At 40.4% G+C, this 24,179-nt stretch carries 21 protein-coding genes; 10 read left to right on the top strand and 11 right to left on the bottom strand.

Annotated elements, in window-relative coordinates:
- Positions 1-126: 126 nt before the first annotated feature.
- A complete protein-coding gene (locus EAX61_RS07805; protein WP_121917120.1) occupies positions 127-1,374 on the top strand; it encodes a sulfate adenylyltransferase subunit 1 in 1,248 nt (415 codons plus the stop codon).
- Between the two features lie 72 nt (positions 1,375-1,446).
- Here EAX61_RS07805 and EAX61_RS07800 read toward each other — a convergent pair whose 3' ends face one another.
- On the bottom strand, positions 1,447-3,093 hold the full coding sequence (locus EAX61_RS07800; protein WP_121917119.1) for a SulP family inorganic anion transporter: 1,647 nt from the start codon (positions 3,091-3,093) through the stop codon (positions 1,447-1,449).
- A gap of 291 nt (positions 3,094-3,384) precedes the next feature.
- Here EAX61_RS07800 and EAX61_RS07795 point away from each other — a divergent pair, with 291 nt between their 5' ends.
- Entirely contained in the window at positions 3,385-4,686 is a 1,302-nt protein-coding gene (locus tag EAX61_RS07795) for a DEAD/DEAH box helicase (protein ID WP_121917118.1), read from the top strand.
- A 90-nt stretch (positions 4,687-4,776) separates the two neighbouring features.
- Here EAX61_RS07795 and EAX61_RS07790 read toward each other — a convergent pair whose 3' ends face one another.
- A complete protein-coding gene (locus EAX61_RS07790; RefSeq protein WP_121917117.1) occupies positions 4,777-5,895 on the bottom strand; it encodes a serine hydrolase in 1,119 nt (372 codons plus the stop codon).
- Between the two features lie 76 nt (positions 5,896-5,971).
- Positions 5,972-7,195: a diaminopimelate decarboxylase gene (lysA, locus tag EAX61_RS07785; protein ID WP_121917116.1), complete on the bottom strand. Its 1,224-nt coding sequence runs from the start codon at positions 7,193-7,195 to the stop codon at positions 5,972-5,974.
- Between the two features lie 154 nt (positions 7,196-7,349).
- On the opposite strand from lysA, the gene EAX61_RS07780 reads away from it, so the two are divergent.
- Positions 7,350-7,997 carry an LON peptidase substrate-binding domain-containing protein gene (locus EAX61_RS07780; protein ID WP_121917115.1) on the top strand — a complete coding sequence of 216 codons (648 nt, stop codon included), beginning with the start codon at positions 7,350-7,352 and terminating at the stop codon, positions 7,995-7,997.
- A 178-nt stretch (positions 7,998-8,175) separates the two neighbouring features.
- Positions 8,176-9,051 carry a zinc-dependent metalloprotease gene (locus tag EAX61_RS07775; protein WP_121917114.1) on the top strand — a complete coding sequence of 292 codons (876 nt, stop codon included), beginning with the start codon at positions 8,176-8,178 and terminating at the stop codon, positions 9,049-9,051.
- An 80-nt stretch (positions 9,052-9,131) separates the two neighbouring features.
- On the opposite strand, the gene EAX61_RS07770 is transcribed toward EAX61_RS07775, so the two are convergent.
- The 7 genes from EAX61_RS07770 to EAX61_RS07740 all read right to left on the bottom strand — a co-directional run bounded on the left by EAX61_RS07770 (position 9,132) and on the right by EAX61_RS07740 (position 16,369).
- Positions 9,132-10,205, bottom strand: coding sequence for a M28 family metallopeptidase (locus EAX61_RS07770; protein ID WP_121917113.1), 1,074 nt, complete (start codon positions 10,203-10,205; stop codon positions 9,132-9,134).
- A gap of 177 nt (positions 10,206-10,382) precedes the next feature.
- The gene (gene dnaN / locus EAX61_RS07765) at positions 10,383-11,501 is read right to left on the bottom strand and encodes a DNA polymerase III subunit beta (protein WP_121917112.1); all 1,119 of its coding nucleotides are present in this window, start codon (positions 11,499-11,501) and stop codon (positions 10,383-10,385) included.
- 119 nt (positions 11,502-11,620) lie between these two features.
- A complete protein-coding gene (gene gldG, locus EAX61_RS07760; RefSeq protein WP_201739433.1) occupies positions 11,621-13,309 on the bottom strand; it encodes a gliding motility-associated ABC transporter substrate-binding protein GldG in 1,689 nt (562 codons plus the stop codon).
- A 16-nt stretch (positions 13,310-13,325) separates the two neighbouring features.
- On the bottom strand, positions 13,326-14,054 hold the full coding sequence (gene gldF, locus EAX61_RS07755) for a gliding motility-associated ABC transporter permease subunit GldF (protein WP_121917110.1): 729 nt from the start codon (positions 14,052-14,054) through the stop codon (positions 13,326-13,328).
- Between the two features lie 71 nt (positions 14,055-14,125).
- On the bottom strand, positions 14,126-14,794 hold the full coding sequence (locus EAX61_RS07750; RefSeq protein WP_121917109.1) for a SanA/YdcF family protein: 669 nt from the start codon (positions 14,792-14,794) through the stop codon (positions 14,126-14,128).
- A 132-nt stretch (positions 14,795-14,926) separates the two neighbouring features.
- On the bottom strand, positions 14,927-15,511 hold the full coding sequence (locus EAX61_RS07745) for a hypothetical protein (protein ID WP_121917108.1): 585 nt from the start codon (positions 15,509-15,511) through the stop codon (positions 14,927-14,929).
- Between the two features lie 135 nt (positions 15,512-15,646).
- Positions 15,647-16,369 carry a DUF4159 domain-containing protein gene (locus tag EAX61_RS07740; protein ID WP_121917220.1) on the bottom strand — a complete coding sequence of 241 codons (723 nt, stop codon included), beginning with the start codon at positions 16,367-16,369 and terminating at the stop codon, positions 15,647-15,649.
- 140 nt (positions 16,370-16,509) lie between these two features.
- On the opposite strand from EAX61_RS07740, the gene EAX61_RS07735 reads away from it, so the two are divergent.
- The 6 genes from EAX61_RS07735 (at position 16,510) to EAX61_RS07715 (ending at position 22,748) form a co-directional block, all read left to right on the top strand.
- Positions 16,510-19,089: a phosphoenolpyruvate carboxylase gene (locus tag EAX61_RS07735; protein WP_121917107.1), complete on the top strand. Its 2,580-nt coding sequence runs from the start codon at positions 16,510-16,512 to the stop codon at positions 19,087-19,089.
- A 127-nt stretch (positions 19,090-19,216) separates the two neighbouring features.
- Positions 19,217-19,534: a hypothetical protein gene (locus EAX61_RS07730; protein WP_121917106.1), complete on the top strand. Its 318-nt coding sequence runs from the start codon at positions 19,217-19,219 to the stop codon at positions 19,532-19,534.
- A gap of 63 nt (positions 19,535-19,597) precedes the next feature.
- Positions 19,598-20,317: a DUF1223 domain-containing protein gene (locus EAX61_RS07725; RefSeq protein WP_121917105.1), complete on the top strand. Its 720-nt coding sequence runs from the start codon at positions 19,598-19,600 to the stop codon at positions 20,315-20,317.
- A gap of 101 nt (positions 20,318-20,418) precedes the next feature.
- A complete protein-coding gene (locus EAX61_RS16455; protein WP_161555208.1) occupies positions 20,419-20,559 on the top strand; it encodes a hypothetical protein in 141 nt (46 codons plus the stop codon).
- A 164-nt stretch (positions 20,560-20,723) separates the two neighbouring features.
- Positions 20,724-22,118 carry an NAD-dependent succinate-semialdehyde dehydrogenase gene (locus EAX61_RS07720; protein WP_121917104.1) on the top strand — a complete coding sequence of 465 codons (1,395 nt, stop codon included), beginning with the start codon at positions 20,724-20,726 and terminating at the stop codon, positions 22,116-22,118.
- A gap of 84 nt (positions 22,119-22,202) precedes the next feature.
- Positions 22,203-22,748, top strand: a complete 546-nt coding sequence (locus tag EAX61_RS07715; RefSeq protein WP_121917103.1) for a DUF4251 domain-containing protein — start codon at positions 22,203-22,205, stop codon at positions 22,746-22,748.
- 193 nt (positions 22,749-22,941) lie between these two features.
- Here the strand turns inward: EAX61_RS07715 and EAX61_RS07710 are convergent, their stop codons facing one another.
- Complete coding sequence (locus EAX61_RS07710; protein WP_121917102.1) at positions 22,942-24,159, bottom strand: multidrug effflux MFS transporter; 1,218 nt, start codon at positions 24,157-24,159, stop codon at positions 22,942-22,944.
- Between the last annotated feature and the right edge of the window lie 20 nt (positions 24,160-24,179).

Below are 24,179 nucleotides of genomic sequence, written 5' to 3'. Positions count from 1 at the left end.
GAGAGACATTTATATACATCTCAAAAGGCAAGCTACGCATACTGTAATTGCAATAATTACGCTTTCGCGAACCTGCCTGCCGGCAGGCAGGAGCGTAAAAAACAAAAGTATAACAAGAAGGAATTTATGGAAGTTTTAAAAATAGCAACTGCAGGAAGTGTAGATGACGGTAAAAGCACGTTGATAGGTCGTTTGTTGTACGATACGAAATCTCTTACGACAGATAAGGTAGAGGCGATTGAGGCCAAAAGTATTGCAAACGGGTTCGACTACTTAGATTTTTCCCTTGCCACAGATGGACTAGTTGCCGAAAGAGAGCAAGGAATTACTATAGATGTGGCACATATCTATTTCTCTACAGCAAAGAAAAGTTACATTATTGCAGATACTCCTGGACATATAGAATATACACGCAATATGGTTACTGGCGCATCTATTTCACAGGCATCCATTATTCTCGTTGATGCTAGGAAGGGAGTAGTGGAGCAAACGTATCGCCATTTCTTTATAAATGACCTGTTGTGCGTTCCAGAAGTTATCGTTGCGGTAAATAAAATGGATCTTGTAAATTATGATAGATCTGTTTTTGAATCTATAAAAAAGGATTTTCTGGATTTGGCAGAGCATCAAAGTTTCAATGCTCAAAAAATCACTTTCATTCCCATTAGTGCGCTCAAAGGTGATAATGTAGTACAACCGTCGCAGGCAATGCCTTGGTATAAAGAAGAAACGATTCTTGAATATCTGGAGGAATACACTCCTAAAAGCGATATAACTTCAGATGATTTTCGTTTTGCGGTACAAACGGTTATCCGTCCTAAACAAGATGAATACCACGATTTTCGGGGTTACGCAGGAAAGATCGAAGGTGGCGATATTAGTGTGGGAGATGCTATAACGGTATTACCATCTGGTATGTCCAGTAAGGTAAAAGAAATACTGTTTTACCAAGACTCTTTCGAATCGGCGGGAGCGGGTACCTCTTGTACGCTCACGCTGGAAGATGATATTAACATCAGTAGGGGAGATGTGCTCGTTACTGGTCTTGCCCTGCCACAAACTACCAGACAGCTTCACGCTACCGTTTGCTGGATGGATAATAAGAAGTTACAACCCAGTACAAATTACCTTGTGCAGCAAGGAACTGCACAAGTACTGGCTCGCATAAAAAATATCGACTATAAAATCCATCCTGATTTCTCTGGAACAGATAATCAGGCAAACTACCTCTCCCTTAATGAAATAGGAGATGTAGAAATTCAACTAAGTAAACCTTTGTTAAACGATACATTTGTAAAGAACAAGGCAACAGGAGCATTTATTCTGATAGACCCACAATCAAATACGACTGCGGGAGTTGGGTTTATAAGGTAGAAGCATAACGCTTTCGCGAAAGCAAAACATTGATTCTTGAAGTAAATACCGAGAACCTTTTTTTACTTTGAACTACACCTCTGCATCCATTAAATCTGTCACAACGTGATAGCGTGGATCATCTATCGCTGTTTCGATAACCGTATCAAATCGCGGATTTGCCTTGAGCAAGAGCGCCTTGCACTCTGGAGAAAGGTGCGTGAGCTTAATTTCCTTTCCTGCATCTAGATATTTATTGGCCAGACTGTGCAGCGCTTCGATTCCAGAGTGATCGTTTACACGGGACTCAATAAAATCTATTTCTACTTTATCTGGATCTGTACGCACATCAAATTTTGAATTAAAATTCTGAATAGAACCAAAGAATAAAGGTCCCCAGATACTGTAAACCTTAGTCCCATCTGGTTTTATCGTTTTTCTGGCACGAATCATCGTAGCGTTTTTCCAAGCAAAAACCAACGCACTCATAATCACACCAGCGATTACGGCAACAGCTAAATCCTGCCATACCGTTATTGCCGAAACGGCTATAAGTACAAATGCATCTGCGAGCGGAATTTTATTTATGATTCTAAAACTAGACCACGCAAAAGTTCCGATGACTACCATAAACATAACTCCCACAAGCGCCGCAATAGGAATTTGCTCAATAAGTGGAGCTGCAAAAAGAATGAAGCATAAAAGCGCTACGGCTGCAACTGCACCAGACAACCTACCACGACCACCAGATTCTACATTGATAATAGATTGCCCAATCATCGCGCAACCACCCATACCGCCAAATAGACCATTCAGGATATTTGCACTTCCTTGAGCCACACATTCACGGTTACCGCTTCCGCGCGTTTCCGTAAGGTCATCTACAAGATTAAGGGTCATTAAGGATTCTATAAGACCAACTGCCGCCAGAATTCCCGCTGTAGAGATAATTAATCCCCAGTGTCCATTTAAAGTATCCAGTAATGAAAATATCTGAAATTGGAAGGTAGGAAGACCACCTTCGAGACCAGTACCACCGCCTTCTCTGATGAAAGAACCTACGGTTCCTAATTCTAGTCCGCCAAAGATTACTATAGCAGCAACCACAATTATTGCTACAAGCGCTGGGGGAACTTTAGTAGTAATTTTAGGCAGGAAATACATAATCGCCATCGTAAGTCCTACAAACGCTAGCATTAACCAGAAGTTCCCGTTGCTGAAGAGCTCAGAAAACCATCCTCCCAAGTTGTTCCAGAATGGCGTTTCAGTAGAAACTACATTAGGAAATAAGCCCAGTTGTGAGAGAAAAATAACAATAGCGAGACCGTTTACAAATCCCATCATCACTGGATGTGGTATGAGTCGAACAAATTTACCTAGTTTGAAAATCCCAGCCGTAATTTGGATGGCACCCACAAAGAGGAGTGTTATAAACAACCATTGTAATCCAAGATTCTCAATGGGCGTCGCGAGCGCATCGCCCACTTCATTTCCCTTTTGAATCATATGAACCATTACAACCGCCATAGCCCCCGTGGCGCCAGATATCATACCAGGACGACCACCAAAAAGCGCTGTTACGATTCCCATCATAAAAGCACCATAAAGACCCACAAGTGGATCAATTCCCGCAACAAATGCAAAAGCAACTGCCTCTGGAACTAAGGCTAGAGCCACAGTAAGTCCAGAAAGGATATCATTTTTTGGGTTCTCAGTAAAGTTGTTGAAAATAGGTTTCATTAGGGCTATTTTAAAGCGTGCAAAGATATGGTATTCTTCGGGCTAGTGCTAAGAGAGGCGGTCTAATTGTATGACAACGTTTTCGTGTATAGGGTTTTTATTTCTAGTTACCTTTGAAGATTTACGCTCCTGCCTGCCGGCAGGCAGGTTCGCGAAAGCGGAACCATCAAAAATCCCTACAAATCTTTACTGTTAAAGCATTCGTCAAAAAAGACCCTCGCCCCATTAATAAAAGGTATCTTTGCGCTTCTTAAGGCAACATAAAATAGCGTTGTCTACTAATACCATTTTATGTCATTTGAAAAATTAGGGCTTTCTGAAGCCTTGCTCAAAGCAGTGAGCAAAAAAGGATATACCACCCCATCTCCCATACAAGAAAAAGCAATACCAAAAATACTCGAAGGAAGAGACGTACTGGCTTCAGCGCAAACTGGAACTGGGAAAACGGCAGGTTTTACACTGCCTATGTTACAAATACTTGCAAAGGAATCACCACAGCGCAAGAGAAAAATACGCGCCCTTATTCTTACTCCTACACGCGAACTTGCAGCTCAAGTTTACGACAATGTAAGAGAATACAGTGAGTACCTGGACTTGAAAAGTACAGTGATTTTTGGCGGGGTAAATCAAAATCCGCAAGTGCGTACTATCAGACAAGGTGTAGACATCCTTATCGCAACGCCTGGTCGCTTACTGGATTTAGAAAATCAGCGACTTCTATCACTTAGTGATGTGGAGTTTCTTGTGCTCGATGAAGCAGACCGTATGCTCGATATGGGCTTCCTTAGAGATATAAAGAAAGTACTATCGCTTGTACCTAAACAGCGTCAAAATCTATTATTTAGTGCAACATTCTCTCGAGAAATCAAAAATTTTGCGCGTGACTTGCTTCACAACCCAGTGCTTGTAGAGGCAACTCCAGAGAATACCACTGCAGAGAAGGTAGATCATATGATGTATCGCGTAGATAAATCTAAAAAAACTGCGCTCACCATTCAATTGATAAAAGAAGGGGATTGGGACCAAGTGTTAATTTTTACAAGAACCAAGCACGGTGCTAATAGATTGAGTCAGAAACTAGATAAAGCTGGAATCTCGTCATCAGCCATTCACGGGAACAAAACACAGAATGCGAGAACAAAAGCCTTGAGCGGTTTTAAAAAAGGCTCCATCCGTGTACTTGTTGCTACAGATATTGCTGCACGTGGTCTCGACATTCCTCTGTTACCACATGTTATTAATTATGAATTACCAAATGTACCAGAAGATTATGTGCACCGCATAGGCCGTACAGGACGGGCAGGAGCCAGTGGGGAAGCTATTTCTCTTGTTGGGCTGGACGAGAAAGATTACGTGCGAGGAATCGAACGCCTGCTCGATATGAAAATCCCAAAGGAAACCGTGGACGGATTTGAGCCTACAGACACACTTGCAAGCCTAGAAGAGGCTAAAAAGCAACAAGGCTCAGGAAGACCAGACCGTCGTGGTGGTAGAAGTGCTTCTCGACCAAAATCCAATAGTGGTCGTGGAGGAAATGAAAATCGCGGACATAACAAATCAAAATCTGGCGGAAATCGAAGAAGAAACGGGTAATCACATCACCTATTGAACCCTATTGAAACACCCGATGCGAGCATCGGGTGTTTTGTTTTAGAGATTTATAGGTCCCACTTACTCATCATCTTATTTATTTCCTATCGCGTACTGATGAAATTCCCTTCCTAATTGAGCGAGAAACGGTATACCCACAGTTTCATACTCGTAGGTATTGTCATTAAAAATTCCGTTTTCATTTACAAGTATGGTGGCAGATAGAAGAAATTGCACATTTTCCTTTTCATCGACGATATAAGCTGTTTCAGTGAGTGTTCCGTACGCGTAGCCCACTTTATTATACATCTTGATGTGCTCCGGAATACGTTCTTTCGTATCTCCGTACATAAAAAACTTCACGTAACTGTCGTAATAATCGACCTCGTCATAACCCGCTTGTCTCGGTACGGAACGCATCATTTGTTTAATACGAACCAAGTCTTCTGATGGTATCTGAAAACGCTCTTCTTCCTTAAACTGCTCTGGAAAAAACAGTCGCTGCATCACTCCGTGCTGTGCTTCAAGCGGAAAATAGTTTTTTGAGGAAAAATCCATTGGTGCATTTACGAGTAGGCTGTCTTTCATATAGCCAACTCCTTTTTCGGTTCTTTTGACTTTGATTTTGGCTATAGATCCATCTTTTATATTTCCTTCTAGTACGATATCCCCTTCGTAAGACGGAAAGAATTTTAATTGTGCTGTTTGCGCTTCGTCGGCATTACTCGTTGATAGTCTGTGCGCGATGCGGGTGGGAGCGAGCCCTTTTTCGCGCAAGCGGTCATTTATATAATCCCTTCCCATATATTCATACAATCTGTTATAGGCTTCATTATCGCTCACTGCAAAAATTTGTAACAAATCTCCCGCAACATTGTGAAGTTCGTCATCTCTTTCAGATTTATACAAGATATCCAGATGAAGTAGGGAATCGGTGGCGAGTTTCTCAACGGCCAGAAGTGCAACGGGTAATTTTACAGTGCTTGCTGGATAGAAATAATCTTTTTCGTTTACTTGGAATGCGTGATCTGTAAATTCGATAGATCCATTATCAGTACTATCGATTTGAGTAAAAATGATCTGTACTTCGTGATTTTTCAGATTTTTGGCTACTTGTTTTATTGCAGGGTGGTCGCTTTTCATCACCTCTTGAATAGGCGAGGAGCAAGAAGAAATCAAAATTGTGAGAACTAAAAAGTAGCAGTATTTCATAGATGGTAAATTACAAAACCCGAATTATTTCGAGCTAGATGCTTTAATAATTCGGGCTTGAATATTGGAATTAAATTTATACCTCTATAGATTGAAGTTCTTTAAGTGGAATCTGATTGTGCACTAAGTCATCAAAGGTTTCTCGCTTTCGGATGAGTTGTGACTCCCCGTTTTTCCACAACACTTCTGCAGGACGGTAACGGCTGTTGTAATTGCTAGCCATAGAGAAACAGTAGGCTCCAGCGTTGCTAAAAGCAAGAATGTCTTCTTCACTTATTTCGGCAATACGGCGGTTGTTTGCAAAGGTGTCCGTCTCACAGATGTAACCTACCACGCTATAAAATCGTTGCTTTCCGTCAGGATTTGAAATATTATGAATCTCGTGCTGGCTTCCGTAGAGCATCGGACGTATCAAGTGATTAAAACCGCTATCTATTTGCGCAAAAACGGTCGAGGTCGTCTGTTTGACCACATTTACGCTAGCTAGGAATTTCCCAGCCTCGCTTACGAGAAATTTGCCCGGTTCGAAGGCGAGGGTTAATGGTTTTTTGTACGCTTTCGCGAAAGCGTTAAAACGTTCCCCCAATTTCTCACCAAACTCCTCAATATCCGTCTCTATATCTCCTTCTTTATACGGCACCTTGAACCCACTACCGAAGTCTATGAATTCCAAATCTTCAAAATGCTTTGCCGTATCAAACAATATCTCCGAAGCATAAAGGAATACTTCGATATCTAGAATATCGCTTCCCGTGTGCATATGCACGCCGTTTATTTTCATCCCCGTATTTTCCACAATACGAAGGATATGCGGAATCTGGTGGATGCTGATGCCAAATTTACTATCAATATGTCCCACAGAAATATTTGTATTCCCACCCGCCATCACGTGCGGATTGATACGTATGCAGACAGGTGTTTTTGGATGCTTTGTCCCAAACTGTTCTAAAATAGAAAGGTTATCAATGTTTATCTGAACGCCCATTGCGGCCACGCGTTCTATTTCGGAGAGAGAAACACCGTTAGGAGTAAAAATGATATTTTCTGGCTTTACTCCAGCGGCCAGACCTAGTCTAACTTCCTGTATGGAAACGGTATCTAATCCTGCTCCTAGGTTTTTCATTGTCTGGAGAATCGCAATATTGCTCAATGCCTTAACGGCATAGTTTATCTTGACCTGTTTGACCTTTTTAAAAGCAGCTGTTAAGCGTTTATACTGAGCTTCAATTTTCTCAGCGTTGTACACATATACGGGACTACCGTACTCTTGAACCACTTGTAAAAGGTCTTGATTTGTCATTATTTCTTTTAAATTAATAATTAAGCCTACTAAATTAATAGAGAACAACGTAATGAAAGCAATTAGGAGCCACCAAATGCTGTAAATTCCTTAATTTTTAACAAATGTTTACAAAGTGCCGCCATACATTTCGTAATTTGTAATTAAAAAAGTTATGATTACAGCTACATTACCCATGTTTCCTTTAGAACTCGTTTGCTTTCCTGGAGAACTTCTAGCGCTGCATATTTTTGAAGATCGGTATCAACAGCTTATACAAGATTGTGAGAGTGAAAAAATTACCTTCGGTATACCAGCTTACATTAATAATGAGATGCTTTATGGGACTGAGGTCAGTCTTGAGAAGGTGGTAAAACGTTATGAAACTGGAGCCTGTGACATCCTTTGTCGCGGAGAACGTGTTTTTAAAATGGACAGATTCTATAATGTACTAGGCGACAAACTTTATGCTGGTGCAGATGTGGCTTTTATTTCTTATGTTACTGACGGTTCTGATATTTCTAAAACAAAGCTTATAGATCTTCTAAAGTATTTTTATGGTTTATTGGATTTAGAGCTTCCTGAGCTTCCATTTGAAGAAATAAACGCTTTTACGTACGCTCATAAGATGGGTTTAAGTCTAGAACAAGAATACGAAATCCTCAAAATTACCTCACAATCAGACCGGTATCAATATTTAATTGAACACCTAAATGCTGTTATTCCGACGGTAAGAGCGGTCAATCGGACTAAAGAATTGATACAACTCAACGGACATTTTAAAAACTTTAATCCGCTGGATTTCAAGAAGTTTCAGTTGTGAACGAAAACGTTGTAGTAAGAAAATTCTTGAATTCTCAATAAATCATAAAAATTGATATTTATTTGATAATAATGCAACGATTTGTCTCTAAAACAAATCTTAATGTCGATAGTGTGTTAATATGTGTTAAATTTGTCACAACACAAACTCAATATTTAACCTTTTAACACTAACAACAATGAAGTTAAAATTTAATCTAGGAGTCCTCGCTCTAGCGGCGATGACCGTAACGTTTACATCTTGTGAACGTGACGCAGACGAAGCAATCGTACAAGAAGATGCTATTGCTGAATTTAAATTAGTTACAGATCAAGAAGTTCTTGACAAAATTGCAAATCTCGAAGTGGATAACCGCCCTGCAACCATAAGGGATTTCCATTTTCCTGATGGTACATCGGAGCCCCGTATTTTTATAGGAGATGATATTGCTGTTGCACAAGAAGTATTGATGGAAATGCAGCCTTTTACCGAGGATCTAAGTAAGCAGTATAGAACTTTTAACTTAGTTACTGGTTCAAACCGTACGATAGATATTATAGGATATACGGGTAATGATCAATTCGGTTTATCTAATAAGGCGCAGACCGCATTGCGTTGGGCTGTAAATAACTACAACCGTTTAAGTGGAGTGACGTTGCAATTTAATCTTACTTTTGGAACTAACTTTGGAAACAAGGATATGGTTGTGTATGACAACACCGCAAATAATCCTGGATCTCAAGGAGGAGTTGCAGGTTTTCCGGATAATCAAGGTAGACCTAATAAGTTTGTCCAGATCTATGGTATAGAGGGCTTCTCGACAAATGTAAACGAGCATGTTATTACACACGAAATAGGACACTCTGTAGGCTTCCGCCACTCAGATTGGTTTGATCGTTTAAGTTGTCCACCATCAGCTCAAGGAAATGAAGGCTCTGGTTCTGACGGAGCGGTTCATGTCGCAGGAACTCCTACAGGAAGAGATGTTACATCTGTAATGCAAGCTTGTTTTTCTACAAACGAGGATGGAGAATTCAACGGAAACGATATTACCGCACTTCGTAATATGTACTAAGATTATCCAACTTTTTTCATAAAACGAAAAGCGCTGCTCAAATTGAGCAGCGCTTTTTAATTACAATACTATCGTCTAGACTACTCCGTCTTTACATCCGTTCCATTCATTGCTGGACGTTCGGCACGGTTTGCTAGCTCCCAAGCCGTTGCAAAAATCAACCTTGTACGCTCAGTAAGAAGCGGATAGTTAATTTTATCTGGCGTATCAGAAATCTTATGGTAATCCTCGTGTACTCCATTAAAATAGAAGATTACAGGAACTCCGTTCTTTGCAAAGTTATAGTGGTCAGAGCGGTAGTAAAAGCGATTTGGTTCATTAGGAGCATCAAAACGATAATCTAAGTTCATATCAAAATACTTCTTATTAATCGCCGCAGACACATCGTGCAAATCTTGACTCAGCATTCTAGAACCAATGAGGTAGACGTAATCATTATCCTCCTTATGATCATCATCATTACGGCCGATCATATCAATATTCAAATCGGCGATGGTGTTTTCTAGGGGATATACTGGATTCTCAGCATAATAACGTGAACCGTATAATCCTTTTTCCTCTCCAGTTACGTGTAGGAATAGGATGGAACGTTTAGGACCTACACCGTCTTTTTGCGCTTGTTTAAAAGCCTCGGCGATTTCTAGTATGGCTACTGTTCCGGACCCATCATCATCGGCGCCATTGTACACATTTCCGTCTTTATCCATACCTACGTGGTCTAGGTGGGCAGAGATTACAAGCACTTCTTCTGGCTTTTCCGAACCTTCAATAAACGCTAGCACATTCTCTGATGCGTTAAGTCCGCTGTTTTTTCTAAAAAATTCTTTAGGAACTATTTGAAAATAGTTGCCGTCTTTTGTTCCAGAAGCAATTTGTTGGTCTTTGTAATAGTTTCTTAAATATTCCACCGCTTTTTTTTGCCCAGCGTCTCCAGTATTACGACCTTCCATCTCATCACTCGCATACACATAGAGCATTTCTTTAAGCTCATCTTCGGTGATGGTTTTAATGTATTTTTTGAGATATTTTTCACCTTTTCCATCAAGTGTAGTAAGGTCTATGAAGTTTGGCTTTGCCGGTTCTTTAATGGTTTGCTGAGATTCTTTACAAGCAAATAGTGACACACAAGTGGCCACGAGAAGTAACTTTTTCATTTTAAATATTTTGTGAAATTCGAAAATAGCAAATTTGTAGGAATATTACGCTTTCGCGAAAGCGTACTCATCATAAATTATACTTAAAGGTATTACTCGAGTGATGTTTCTAAACAAAAAACTCCCTCAATTATAAAATCGAGGGAGTTAAAAGATATATTTTGGTTAATAAAAGTCTTAGTTATTTAGCATCACAGGCATAACGAGCATTGTAACACGCTCTCCTTCGTCTAGTCCATCGATAGGAGTGAGGATTCCCGCGCGGTTAGGTAGTGACATTTCAACCGAAACATCACTCGCATTCAGGTTATTAAGCATTTCTGTTAAGAAGCGAGAGTTAAACCCAATCTGCATATCGTCTCCTTGATAATCGCAAGTAAGACGTTCTTCAGCTTTGTTGCTGTAATCAATATCTTCTGCCGAAATATTAAGCTCGGCACCTGCAATCTTCAAGCGAATTTGATGCGTGGTTTTATTTGAGAAAATAGACACACGACGCACAGAATTTAAAAATTGATTGCGGTCTATCGTCAGTTTATTTGGATTCTCTTTAGGAATCACCGCCTCATAGTTAGGATATTTCCCGTCGATAAGACGACAAACAAGCTCTGTATTTTCGAAAGTAAACTTAGCATTAGACTCGTTATATTCCACCGCAATCATTTCTTCGCTACCGCCTAGGATTGCTTTAAGCAAGTTTAAAGGTTTTTTAGGCATAATAAATTCTGCCGTTTGCGAAGCTTTCACATCAGAACGCTCGTACTTTACAAGTTTGTGCGCATCCGTAGCAACAAAAATTAAACCTTCTGTAGAGAACTGAAAGAAAACACCGCTCATTACAGGACGAAGGTCGTCGTTTCCTGTTGCAAAAATCGTATTCGTTATCGCAGTGGCAAGCACGTGACCAGGAATATTTACCGTACTGGGGTCTTCCAGAGAAACCGCGTTAGGAAACTCAGCCCCATCTGCATAAGCCAGCGCATATTTACCGTGGTTTGAGCTTATTTCAACCGTATTATTCTCGTGTTGTGTGAATGTAAGTGGTTGCTCAGGAAAAGTCTTAAGCGTATCCAGAAGCAACTTTGCAGGCAGTGCAATATCTCCACTATCCTGTGACTCCACCTCAAGGGTTGCCATCATTGTAGTCTCTAGATCTGACGCCGAAACTTTAAGAGAATTCCCGTCCAATTCAAAAAGGAAATTATCCAGAATAGGAAGGGTGTTGCTGTTATTTATCACGCCACCCAATACTTGTAACTGTTTGAGTAGGTACGAACTAGAAACTATAAATTTCATATATAAGGAATGATTTGCTGTTGACTTATAAGCCCGAAAAAACTTCGTGGCATCTGCGCTCGACACGCATTACAAATATATTTAGAAAGGGACGGTCTTTAAAACAAACTTATTAACACTTAGCGTGCATACTTGCGCTTGCGCAGACTGTAAAATATAAATCCAAATATCCCCAAAGACACTAACGGAAGCCCGATAGTCAAGGCTTGCCACGTAGGTAATGTCACCGCAGTTTTTTGGACATCCAGAAAAGGCAATGCAATTTCCTTACTTCGTATGTTAATAAGCCCCGTGTCGTCCAGCAGGTAGTTCACCGTATTCTGTAAAAATTCCTTGTTGCCATATTGCGTTCTTGTGAGATAATCAAACCCCAATTCCAGCGGTCGCCCTTTTGGGTCCAGTGCGTTTGCAATGATATCTCCGTCTGAAATAACGACCATTTTTGAGGGGGTTATTCCGCTTTCGCGAAAGCGGACATCCTCCGTTTTAACAGGTAATACTCTATTTGTAAAAGCACTTTCAAACGTCCCTTCTAGCAGTACGGCCAAAGGTTGCGGTCCCGCAGAAAACTGCTTCGGGTCTGGTTCTATATCAATTTGTTCAAGCGAAATAACTTTGGGAACACCTTCTAATTGTGTAAGCACGCTAGACCCCAAAAGCACCGTCTTCCGAACATCTGGAGCAGTTTTTAATACCTCAAGCTGATTTGCATATTCAAACTTAATAGGACGCTCGATATTCGTATTAATAGGGTGTGTGTTAGGCGCAACAACCAATGGTTGATAGAACCAAGGTAACTCCGTGTACTGCGACTGCGAGCCATCACCAGAAGCCAGACTAAGCGGAGCAGAATACAGATCCTTAATCAATAGCGGATTGATACGTACGCCATACTTAAAGAACATATCATTTAGGTTGAGCTCGCGCGGGAAGGAAAGTGTTTGTCCACTCTCGTTGCGCAGGCTGTCCGTTTCCATTGCTACGGCGTCTAGAAGCCAGAGCGAGTTTCCGCCATTCATTGTGTACTGATCTAGCACGTATTTTTGAGCATCGGTAAATGCTTTTGTGGGTTTGGCGACAACGATAAGATCAAAGGTGTTGTTCAGGGCTTTCAATGCCTTTTCGGCATCTTTCTCAACCGCATCCATTGGGAATGGGGCGATGGAGTATGTCTCTCCCAGCGTACGGAACATATCTGCAATGCGGGCATCTGGAAGTTCGCCATTGTCTCTCAGTACTGCTATTCTTTTTGATTTTGCGTTGATGAGCTTATTAAAGCCATCTATAAATTGATATTCCAGATTTTGAATGGAAGCATACACCACTTGCTCTCGTGGCGCACCCATAATATTTTTAAATAAAGAAATAGGTACCGCTTTGTCATTATGGTTTGCGGTGGCGTAGGGGAATATACGCTCTTGGGTTTCCTTCCCGTTTTTCTTTACCGTAAGGTTTACGGGTTGCATCCCAAAATCTGCAAATTGCTGTGCGATTTGGTCAGGATTTGCTCCTTCTTCCACAGGTTTTGAAAAGGCAAACTTAATATTGGGATTATAGTCGTTTATTTCTTCTAGGAGGTAGCGGGTTTCGTTTTGGAGCCGTTTAAATTCCGCAGGGAAATCGCCTTCTAAAAAGACATCTACTATGAGCGGACTTTGAATTTGGTCCAGTACGTCTTTGGCGGGATCACTTAGCGTGTATCGCTGGTCTTGGGTAAGGTCATACCGCTTATGCGCTAATGATGCTAGGGCATTTATCACGACTAAAGCCACAATGGCAATAAGAAGAGCGGGTATGGATTTAAACATTTTCACGAAAGTGTACTTATCGCATTTTTTGTAACCGTTGCACCGTCAGAAATATAAAAACGATGATAATACTGATGAAATAAATGATGTCACGAGTGTCTATAACTCCACGACTTATGCTGTCATAATGGGCTTGCATTCCCAGATTCTGAATAAACGCATCTGCAGAGCCCAGCAGGTTATAATTTGCAAAACCTTCAAAACCAAAATACAGCAAGAAGCACAAAAACACGGCAATTATAAACGCCACAATCTGGTTGTCAGATAGGGTAGAGGCGTACACGCCAATCGCCGTAAAAGAAGCCGAAAGCAACAATAACCCAATATAAGAACCTATGGTCACGCCCACATCCAGATTCCCCACGGGATTCCCCAGCTGGTAGATGGCAACCACGTAAATGAGCGTGGGAATAAGTGCAATAACGATAAGCGTAAGTGCTCCCAAGTATTTGCCAAGTGTAAGCTGTAATGTTGTGATGGGTTTGGTAAGCAATAATTCTAGCGTTCCCGCCTTTTGCTCATCGCTAAAACTGCGCATAGTCACCGCCGGAATGAGAAACACAAAGACCCACGGCGCAAGCAAGAAAAATGGTGCAAGGTCTGCAAATCCGGTGTCTGCAATATTAAAAGGCCCTTCAAAAACCCAAAGAAACAATCCAGTAACCACAAGAAACAACCCGATGACTAAATACCCGATGGGTGAGACAAAAAAAGCGGTTATTTCACGTTTTAGGATAGCGTACACGCAGTTGTGAGTGGTTTAGGTTACAAATGTAAAACTACAGTAGTTTTTACATATAGAAAAACGAATGATTATTAGTTTTGGTATGTGGATTGTGGCGGGCCGTCTATGGGGATTTTGGCGCCTAGATAAGTGGGCTCTTTATTGAATGTGAGTTCGAGATATGCCTTTACGTTTGCCAGTAATTCTCGTTTCTTGTTTGAGGCTTCGTGGCTGTAAATATGCTTGTCGCCCACGTAGCCCACGTAATTCAGTCCCAAGTCATTTGCAATGTAAATCGCCCGTGGTAAGTGGAAATTTTGCGTCACCACAATCGCATCTTTTACTTGAAAGACCGCACTTGCACGATACAGACTGTCGTAGGTGTCAAAACCCGCGTAGTCTAAAAATATATGGTCTTCTGGCACGCCACGCTCAAGCAGGTAGGCTTTCATTGCCTTTGGCTCGTTATAATCTTTGGAGCCGTTGTCTCCAGAAAGTAGGAAGCGTTTTACTTTCCCTTCATTATATAAAAACAATGCGCTCTCCACCCGGTCTTTTAAGATTGTAGAAAGGTTTCCGTTTGCTTTTACACTCGCGCCCAAAACGATGACGGTGTAGGAGGAAGGTAAATCTTCTGCTTTCGCAAAAATTTTCTCACTCGTACTCTTTTCAATATGACTGGACAGTCCGTACACAAAAATGACGGTTATCCCACCTATAGCGAGTAGGGAGAAGAGTAGGATTTTAAGTTTTTTGAGCAAAAGGGAAGGTTTGAAGGGTTTAAGGTTTAAAATTTTGCAAAAATTAAATCTAAGAGAAATTCCGCTAAAGTCTATGAGTGAGCGAAACTATATAAGAATCATACATTATTAGTTGCGTCAACTATGTTCCAACTAAATCAAAATATTATACATTTTTAAAAATGTTAGACTAGAATTCTCTATAAACTCATTCAATTCAGTATTATCGGTAGCCTCTTCGTTTGTTAATTCAAATAAATAAACTCTTGGATTAGCGGTTTTTGGAAACCATAACCAAAATTGAAATCTTTTAATTTTCGGAGAATCAGAAAGAAACTCAAGTTCCTCTAGGTTCATTATACCAAGATTATCGCCTCTACTCATTTCATAAAATACTTTTTCTGAAATAGAAAGAGAATCAAGTTCTTCATCAGTCTTGCGAGGCTCTGTAGTAAATCCGCTAATTAATTGTGGGTATAAAATACCCTTCTCAAAAATCAGTTTTAATGTTTCACTTACTCCAGATAATTTGAATGATTTGTTATCATAAAACAACTGTACCTCATCAATTTCTTCAACTTCATTTATGGCATTAACTTTAATATCTCCGGCATATTTATTAAAATGTTGTTTTTCGTAATGTGATTTAAGAAATCTTCTTAACGTATTTTCTTCAGTAGTTTGCGCACCACATCCAATCGTCAAGGTCAAGAATACTAATCGAATAAGTAATTTCATTTTCTAATTTATGATTTCTTGAAGATTACACATTAATCTAATATTCTAAAACTAGAATGAGGTAAATGGTATGTTTAATGAGTAAAATTTACCTATCATAGAATGTTCGCACGTCAAGAAGTGTTTTCTCAACTTTCAATTCTCAAAAGCATACTTCACAATATTAGCCCCCATCTGTAGTGCTTGTTGACGTACGGACTCCGGGTCACCGTGTACTTCTGGGTCTTCCCAGCCGTCGCCTAGGTCACTTTCGGTCGTAAATAGTAATACTAGTCTTTCTTCAAAAAACAGGCCCAATGCCTGTGGGCGCTTGCCGTCGTGTTCGTGAATTTTAGGTAAACCCTGTGGGAATTTATAAGCAGTTGAGAATACGGGATGTGTTGCCGGTAATTCCTGTAATTCTTGGTCTGGGAAAATTTTTTTAAGCTCTTTTGGCAAGTATTCTGACATTCCGTAGTTGTCGTCTATGTGTATGAATCCGCCACTTTCTAGGTAATTGCGCAGATTTTCGGCGTCTTCGGAGTTAAAAAGAACGTTTCCGTGACCAGTCATATGGAGCAATGGAAATTGGAAAATATCGACGCTTCCTGGCTCCACGGTTTCGGGCTTTTCATTCATCGCCGTGTTTATATTTTGGTTGCAGTACTTTATCAGATTGGGCACCGCAGTCGGGTTACTATACCAGTCGCCACCGCCTTTATATTTGAGCACGGCGAGGTCTTGGGAGTACGCTTTCCCACCTATAAAAAGGAGCACTAAAAGTGATAACGCTTTCGCGAAAGCGTAAACCTTAATTTTTTTTCGGCGGGAAGGCGCAACAGCGGAAAAAAGAACCAGAAAGAATAACCATTTTGGCATTTGCATAAACGTAAAATTCAAAGCACTAAAGTACAGATTACCTATTGATAACGCTAGTTTTTTGGGAAATTGTGAAATCTTGGTTAAAGAATAGTAAAGGCGTATTTTATTCGATAAATTCACAGTAAAACTGAATCAAAATGTCCAGACTGCCTAAAGTAGAACGATTTAATACCAACGTAAAAGCCAAGTACGATGTGTACAATGGGATTTTTATGACGTTGCCCTTTGACGAGGTCACAAATACGGGAGTTTTACTTCCGCTTTTTCATAGTATCTGTAAAAAGGGATACGCCGAAAATAAGAACCCCACGGAAATCATAGGATACTTTTTTGAGCGTTATATGCGAGATACGACGGTGGAGGAGCGCAACGATTTGCTGTTCCGCTTCATACAATATATTGAGCGTCAGGTAGTGCTTTTTGACGCCATAGAGGATGCAAGTTACCGTGTTGTAAATAATATGGACGGTCGCGGAACCCTACGTAATATCAAGGAAGAGGCTGAGGCGCTGGGCAAAAAGGAGGAATTGATTTCGTATCTGAATAAGTTTAAAATTCGCCCTGTGCTCACGGCACATCCTACGCAGTTTTATCCTGGTGTAGTGCTAGGAATTATAAATGATTTGAGCGAGGCGATACGTCAAAATAATCTAGACGACATCCGCACCTTGCTGGCTCAGCTCGGGAAAACGCCTTTCTTCAAGAAAGAGAAACCTACGCCTTATGATGAAGCGGTGAGCCTTATCTGGTATCTGGAAAATGTATTTTATCATAGTGCGGGTCATATTTATGATTACCTGCATACACACTTGATTCAAGATGAAAGTTTTGATAATACGGTGATAGATTTAGGATTCTGGCCGGGTGGGGATCGCGATGGAAACCCATTTGTCACCACCGAAATCACGTTAAAAGTAGCGCGTAGACTGCGAAGCTCTGTGCTACGCAACTACTATCGCGAACTCAGAGCCGTGCGCAGAAGAATAACCTTTGTGGGCACCGAAGCACCGCTGGCAAAACTGGAAGCAGACTTGTATGAGGCGATTTTTGAAACAGGTGCTGTAAAAATTACTCAGGATTCTATTTTGAAGACGCTTAAGGAAGTCCGCTCGCTGGTAAAAGAGAAGCATCAAAGCCTATATATAGAGAAGTTGAATAGCTTGATTCATAAGGTAGAATTGTTTGGATTGCACTTTGCGACTCTTGATATTCGTCAAGATTCCAGTATCCATAAGCAGGTCTTTGAACATATTGTGAGTAATGCAAAAGCAGAGGGAAAGCAACTCTTTCCCGAAGGTTATTTAGAGCAGTCTGAAGCTGAACAGATTAAATTCCTCAACAATATAGAAGGGCAGTTGAGTCCAGAAGACTTTGACGACGAAGTGGTCAACAAGACACTGGGTTCCATCTATGCAATGCAAACCATACAGGCCGAAAATGGAGAGCGTGCCTCAAATCGTTACATTATAAGTAACTCTCAAAAGGCATTACACGTGATGCAAGCGTTTACTTTCTTGCGTTTATGTGACTGGAAACAACCCACGGCAGATGTAGTTCCGCTTTTCGAAACGGTGCCAGATCTTGTAGAAGCTCCAGAAGTTATGGAGGAACTCTACACAAACCCATCATATCTAGGGCACCTCAAACGTCGCGGAATGAAGCAAACGATAATGCTAGGCTTCTCTGACGGAACAAAGGATGGTGGATATCTGATGGCAAACTGGAGTATTTTTAAGGCCAAAGAAGCGCTCACAAAAATCTCTAGAGAGCACGGCGTGAAGGTAATGTTCTTTGACGGTCGTGGAGGACCACCAGCTAGAGGAGGAGGGAAGACCCACCAGTTTTACGCCTCGCTAGGCTCAAATATTGAGGCTGAGGAAATTCAACTTACCATACAAGGACAGACCATTAGTTCTAATTTTGGAACCTTAGATTCTTGCCAATATAATCTTGAGCAACTACTAAGTAGTGGTGTGGCAAATCAGGTTTTTGCTTCTGGAGAGAATGAATTGTCCTATGGAGACAGAATGACGTTGCAAGAACTAGCAGATGCTAGTTATGAGGCGTACACCGCATTTAAAAAGCATCCTAAATTTTTGCCATATTTGGAGCGTATGAGTACACTTAAGTATTATGCAAAAACAAATATAGGTAGCCGTCCAAGTAAGCGCGGAAAAAATAGCGAACTCGTATTTTCAGATCTAAGAGCAATACCATTTGTAGGTTCTTGGAGCCAACTCAAACAAAACGTCCCAGGTTTTTATGGCGTGGGGACGGCCTTAGAAAAATTTGAAAAAGCAGGTCGACTGGACGAAGTGAAAGTTCTCTACAAGAACAATTCATTTTTCCGCACACTACTGGAAAATAGTATGATGAGCCTTACAAAGTCATTCTTTGGTTTAACTGCTTATATGGAGAATGACGAGGAGTTTGGGCCATTCTGGAAGATGATTTTTGAAGAATATAAGCGCAGTAAACGCTTGATGCTCGAGGTTTCAGGGCTCAAGGAATTAATGGATAATGAGGAGGCAGGAAGAGCTTCTATTCAAGAACGGGAACGCATTGTGTTACCCTTATTGACCATACAGCAATACGCTTTGCGAGAAATACAAAAACTTCAAAAAGAGAACGGAGATAAGAAAGCGCTTGAAACTTTTGAGCAAATGGTCACCCGTAGCTTGTTTGGGAACATCAATGCTAGTCGTAATTCGGCTTAAAATGATTTGAGAGAATAGTATTGAAACAAAATTAAGGGGCAAACGCCCCTTTTTTATTGATTTACAGCATTTTAACTTATTTCAAAAGATTTTTCTCATATCTTTAATTGACTATAGACAATGATTTATGAAATTATTTTGGACAGTACTCATACTTTGTTTTGCGCTCTCTAGCGTAAGTGCGCAACGTATGTCTTATACTCCAAAAGATTCCTCATCTAAAATTTCTAAACAAAAAATAGCGTTGTCTCTTAAAACCCCTGTTGAAACGTATCACCGCGCTTTAGAACTGGACGAAGCCCAGGAAGCACAAGTTGAAAAACTACTCAAAAAAGTCAATGGAACTAACGAGAGTTGGGAACAGCGTAAAAAGCGATTTGACCATCAGCTTAAGGTGATTTTAACCGAAAAACAATATGCGCGTTACGAGTCATTACAATATTAAGTTGTGTTCCTAAATTGTAAGAAGAATCGATATTTTTCGACTTAGAATATCTAATATTCTATTATGTCTTTAAAGCAATTTCTGTTTTCCCTTTTAATACTTACTTCTTTTATAAATTTTGCGCAACAGCCCGTGGTTATCGAGCTATTTACATCTCAAGGATGTAGCAGTTGTCCGCCTGCAGATGCGCTATTAGACGAAGTCTCTCAAGAATACGGCGACGATGTCATTGTCCTTTCTTATCACGTGGATTATTGGGATTATATCGGCTGGAAGGATCCTTTTGGTTCTAAACTAAATACAGAGAAGCAGTACGCTTTCGCGAAAGCGTATAACCTCACATCCGTATATACTCCGCAAGCCATTATTAACCAACAAGTACATTTTACAGGGTCTAACGAGCATCATATGAAGGATGCCATCATAAAACATAGTGACCGAAAGGAAAAGGTAAATGTGGTTATAGATGGAGCGACGCGTAAGGAGAATAAGGTCAATCTACTCGTTGAATTTGGTTCCTTACCGTACAATGCCCAAATCACATACGCCATCGCAGTTAGGGAAAAGGCTACCGAAGTTAAGCGGGGCGAAAACAGAAACAAAACATTAATAAACACTCATATCGTTGCAAATTTTGCGCAACGTAAATCTGCCGAAGCAAAGAAAAACCTGCAACTCGAGTTGCCTAGTTGGGTTTCAATTAATGATGAACTTGATGCGATAGTTTACATAAATGTTCCTAGAGAAGGAATTGTAGGTGCGTCTAGAAGTAGGGTTCAATAAGTAGATTCTCCTGTTAAATTCACACAATTAACTAATTTTTAGAATGTTGCGTATCTAATTATTAGATATCTTTATTGCCCTAATTTAAAAAACCAAGTGCTATGGAACCAACAAAAAAGAAAAAACACGCAGACTTTCAAGACCCATATCGTCGTTCGTCTAACTTTAGACGTATAATCCCCAAAGAAGAATTTGTGCTGGATGAAGATGGAGATTTACATTTAGATGATAAAAAAGAATAAGATGAACTCATTTACGATTACACAATACTAAGCTCTCTTTAAAAGGGAGCTTTTTTATGCCCTAGTTTCGTTAATTCTCTATTAATTGTATTCCCAAAAAATATTAAAAGAACATCTTCCATTTCAATTCAGAGCTAATTTTATATAAAACCAAAACAATAGCTATGGATAGAGAGATACAAGGAGGATTTATGACCGTAAACCCTTATACCGAAGAGACAATAACTTCATATACATATATGAATGATGATGAAGTAGAGACAGCAATAAATAGTTGTCATAGGGCTTTTAAAAAATGGAAGGAAACTCCCATAGAAGAAAGAGCACAAATCATTAAGAATATAGGAGAACAACTGAGTAAACAAAAGCAAGAGCTCGTACAACTTATGACCAATGAGATGGGGAAACCGAGCGCTCAAGGCGAAAGCGAAATCGACCTCTGCATAGGCATCGCTCAATATACGGCTACAAATGGACCAAAAGAGCTAGCCCCAGAAGAGCGTGAAACTTCAAACGGAGGGAAAGGAATCATCACATATTCGCCCGAGGGAATTATTTACAGTATACAACCGTGGAATTTTCCAACCTATCAACCGCTACGAGTTGCTATTGCTAATCTTCTCGCGGGAAACGGCGTCCTACTCAAACACGCCGAAAACGTAACAGGCTCCGCTCTTAAAGTGAAAGAAGTCCTTGAAAATGCTGGAGTTCCTAAAGATCTATTTCAGGTATTAATTATAACACACGACCAATCCAATACGGTAATTGCAAACGAAAAAGTTCGTGGGGTGACTTTTACTGGAAGTTCTGCTGGCGGACGTAAAGTTGCAGAACAAGCTGGAAAAGCACTCAAAAAAACAGTGATGGAATTGGGTAGTAATGATGCTTACCTCATACTAGACGATGCCGATGTAAAAACTGCGGTCGAATCCTGTGTGCAAGGGCGTATCATTAATAATGGAGAAACCTGTATCGCGGCCAAAAGATTTATCGTGGTCGATAAGGTATATGAACAATTTAAGGAAGGTTTTATAAAAGGAATGTCTGGGGTAAAAATGGGAAATCCTTTTGATACCTCTACGGATCTAGGGCCGATAGCGAGGGAAGATTTAAGAAATGAACTACACGATCAAGTTAAAAAGAGTGTTGCAAATGGTGCCAAAATAGAAGTAGGAGGCGAGATTCCAGATGGCAAGGGTTATTTCTATCCTTCCACCGTACTGAGTGATGTAAAACCAGGACAACCTGCTTACGATGAGGAACTTTTTGGTCCTGTAGCATCTCTCATAAGAGCAAAAGACAACGAAGATGCAATGCGCATAGCAAACGATAGTAGATTTGGCCTCGGAGGAGGCATATTCTCAAAGGACGAGAAGGGTGCGATAGAACTAGCTCAAAAGCACTTTGACACCGGGATGGTGTTTATAAATTCTTACGGTCTCGCGCAACCTATGATGCCATTTGGTGGTGTAAAAGACTCGGGTTATGGTAGAGAACACGGAGGCTTCGGACTTAAAGAATTTGTAAACATAAAATCTGTAATGGTGGTCAAAGAGTAATTCTTTCAAAACCATCAGCAAATTATTAAAAAGATGATGTCTATTTTGGGCATCATCTTTGTGTTTTAATACCTAAATTTAAGTATGAAAAATCTAGCATTCCTGTCACTTTTTATAATGTGTCTGATAAGTTGCAAAAGCTCTAAAACAGCAGTTACTCCAGAGCAATTCCAAGCAACAAATTCGCTCGTCGCCGAAAAGCAGTTTGAGTTTATTGCAGACTGGGCATTCCCGCTAAATACCAATTCCCTCAATCAAATTGCAAATTCAGGATTATTAGGAATCGGGAATTCTAGTGGTCGGGTGAATCTTATAGGGAATCCTAATTTTATTCGTTTTAAGAATGACAGTATTTCTGGTTACTTACCATTTTTTGGCGAACGACAGATTTCCAGTTTCAATAGTACGGATACCGGAATTTCCTTTAGTGGTATTCCAGTGGATTATGAAGAGGTCGTAAATCAGGAGAATAACAGTATCAAAATTCGCTTTAATATAGCTGAGCGCACGGAAGCTTATCAGGTTTTTATGACCATTTTTGGAAATCGATCGGCCAGAATTTCAATTAATAGTTCACAGCGCAATGCGATACGCTATGACGGGACTATTAAAGAAATGGATCAAGAATAGACCTATAAACCATACGATTTGATTCGGAAAGCTTGGTCATCGTGCATTCTTTCTAAGGGAATGGCGATATGTTTATCCCGATATTCTTTTAATTCATTGAGTAGGTTAAAGCCTCCTGCGATGTATATTTTTTCCGCTTTCGCGAAATTTACTCTGAACTTGTTTCAAGAGCGTAAAAGCAAATATTGTAACATTAGGAAGTTTTCAAGACCAGATTAGCCTTTGCATCTCGCTTTAAAAAGTATAAAATGACGAGCGAAATCCCCGCACAAACAGAAAACCCGATAAATAGGGGATAGGTCGTAAACTCCACATAACGCCCGATGAATGTACTGATGGGCACCGCCATAAGCGTGGAAATCAACCCTGTGATGGCTGCGCCTATTCCTGCGATATGACCCACGGGTTGCATTGCGAGTGCCCGTAGATTACCAAAGAGAAAGCCAATAAAGAAAAATTGCAATGCAAAGAAACCAATGAGCATCAGCACTTCAGGACGATTGCCTTGATAGAACAAAATCAAATACAAGAGCGAAATAATAAAAAAGCCAATGAGGGCAAGCGTCACCAATTTTTCCATCCCGAACCGTACGACGAATGAACCATTTAAAAATATCGCACACCCTATGGCAATGGCCAGACTTGCAAAGATGTACGGAAACTCTTCTTTGAGACCATATTGTACTTCAAAAATTTGTTGAGAAGCACTAAGATATACTAGGAATGACCCGACAATAAATCCTTGAATAATGGTAAAGCCCATTGTTCGCTTATACTTAATAGTTTCTTTAAATCCTTTGATAATGCGCTTTGTGCCGAAGGGGATTCGTTTTTCTTCTATCAAAGTCTCCCGCTGTCCCCGCCAAAACCACAGGGCAACAAGTAAACTTATAATGACTTGTACGTAGAAGATACTTTGCCAGTCATAAGCGTCTAAAATTACCTTCCCCATAGCCGGAGCGACGATAGGAACGAGTAGAAAAACTACAGTCACAAAAGACATAATGCGCGCCATATAATCCCCGTCAAAAAGATCTCTGATAATCGCAATACATATCGTGCGTGGCGCCGAAAGCCCAACGCCCTGCAATAAACGGCCTATGATCATCACGCCTAAACTTTCTGCATGTACACAGATAAAACTAGCGAGAATAAAAATAGCAAATCCGATATACACGGAAGGTTTGCGTCCATAAGCATCAGAAAGTGGCCCAAAAACCAGCGGACCAATTCCCAACCCCATAAATATCATTGTAATGAGCAGTTGATTATCTGCCGGGGTTTCTGTGCCTATGGCAATCCCTATGGTATCTAATGCTGGGAGTAGCGCATCTATCGCAAGGGCTGTTACAGACATCAATGCAGCCATTAAGGCTACGAATCCTGCTTGCGATTGTTTGGTTTTTTGCATTGTGCAAAATTAATGTTTTC

It is taken from the genome of Dokdonia sinensis (assembly GCF_003688895.1).
Taxonomy (GTDB): Bacteria; Bacteroidota; Bacteroidia; order Flavobacteriales; family Flavobacteriaceae; genus Dokdonia; species Dokdonia sinensis.
Note: the sequence above shows the minus strand (reverse complement) of the source record. Positions and strands in the feature narration are given on the sequence as shown.

Bases quoted from the DNA above. Each gene is read 5' to 3' on its own strand.
- EAX61_RS07740 (WP_121917220.1), bottom strand. From the start codon at position 16,369: ATGCCAAAATGGTTATTCTTTCTGGTTCTTTTTTCCGCTGTTGCGCCT.
- EAX61_RS07780 (WP_121917115.1), top strand. From the start codon at position 7,350: ATGATTACAGCTACATTACCCATGTTTCCTTTAGAACTCGTTTGCTTT.
- EAX61_RS07710 (WP_121917102.1), bottom strand. From the start codon at position 24,159: ATGCAAAAAACCAAACAATCGCAAGCAGGATTCGTAGCCTTAATGGCT.
- EAX61_RS07735 (WP_121917107.1), top strand. From the start codon at position 16,510: ATGTCCAGACTGCCTAAAGTAGAACGATTTAATACCAACGTAAAAGCC.
- EAX61_RS07720 (WP_121917104.1), top strand. From the start codon at position 20,724: ATGGATAGAGAGATACAAGGAGGATTTATGACCGTAAACCCTTATACC.
- EAX61_RS07770 (WP_121917113.1), bottom strand. From the start codon at position 10,205: ATGAAAAAGTTACTTCTCGTGGCCACTTGTGTGTCACTATTTGCTTGT.
- EAX61_RS07800 (WP_121917119.1), bottom strand. From the start codon at position 3,093: ATGAAACCTATTTTCAACAACTTTACTGAGAACCCAAAAAATGATATC.
- EAX61_RS07775 (WP_121917114.1), top strand. From the start codon at position 8,176: ATGAAGTTAAAATTTAATCTAGGAGTCCTCGCTCTAGCGGCGATGACC.
- dnaN (WP_121917112.1), bottom strand. From the start codon at position 11,501: ATGAAATTTATAGTTTCTAGTTCGTACCTACTCAAACAGTTACAAGTA.
- EAX61_RS07790 (WP_121917117.1), bottom strand. From the start codon at position 5,895: ATGAAATACTGCTACTTTTTAGTTCTCACAATTTTGATTTCTTCTTGC.
- EAX61_RS16455 (WP_161555208.1), top strand. From the start codon at position 20,419: ATGGAACCAACAAAAAAGAAAAAACACGCAGACTTTCAAGACCCATAT.
- lysA (WP_121917116.1), bottom strand. From the start codon at position 7,195: ATGACAAATCAAGACCTTTTACAAGTGGTTCAAGAGTACGGTAGTCCC.
- gldG (WP_201739433.1), bottom strand. From the start codon at position 13,309: ATGTTTAAATCCATACCCGCTCTTCTTATTGCCATTGTGGCTTTAGTC.
- EAX61_RS07730 (WP_121917106.1), top strand. From the start codon at position 19,217: ATGAAATTATTTTGGACAGTACTCATACTTTGTTTTGCGCTCTCTAGC.
- EAX61_RS07805 (WP_121917120.1), top strand. From the start codon at position 127: ATGGAAGTTTTAAAAATAGCAACTGCAGGAAGTGTAGATGACGGTAAA.
- EAX61_RS07795 (WP_121917118.1), top strand. From the start codon at position 3,385: ATGTCATTTGAAAAATTAGGGCTTTCTGAAGCCTTGCTCAAAGCAGTG.
- EAX61_RS07745 (WP_121917108.1), bottom strand. From the start codon at position 15,511: ATGAAATTACTTATTCGATTAGTATTCTTGACCTTGACGATTGGATGT.
- EAX61_RS07715 (WP_121917103.1), top strand. From the start codon at position 22,203: ATGAAAAATCTAGCATTCCTGTCACTTTTTATAATGTGTCTGATAAGT.
- EAX61_RS07725 (WP_121917105.1), top strand. From the start codon at position 19,598: ATGTCTTTAAAGCAATTTCTGTTTTCCCTTTTAATACTTACTTCTTTT.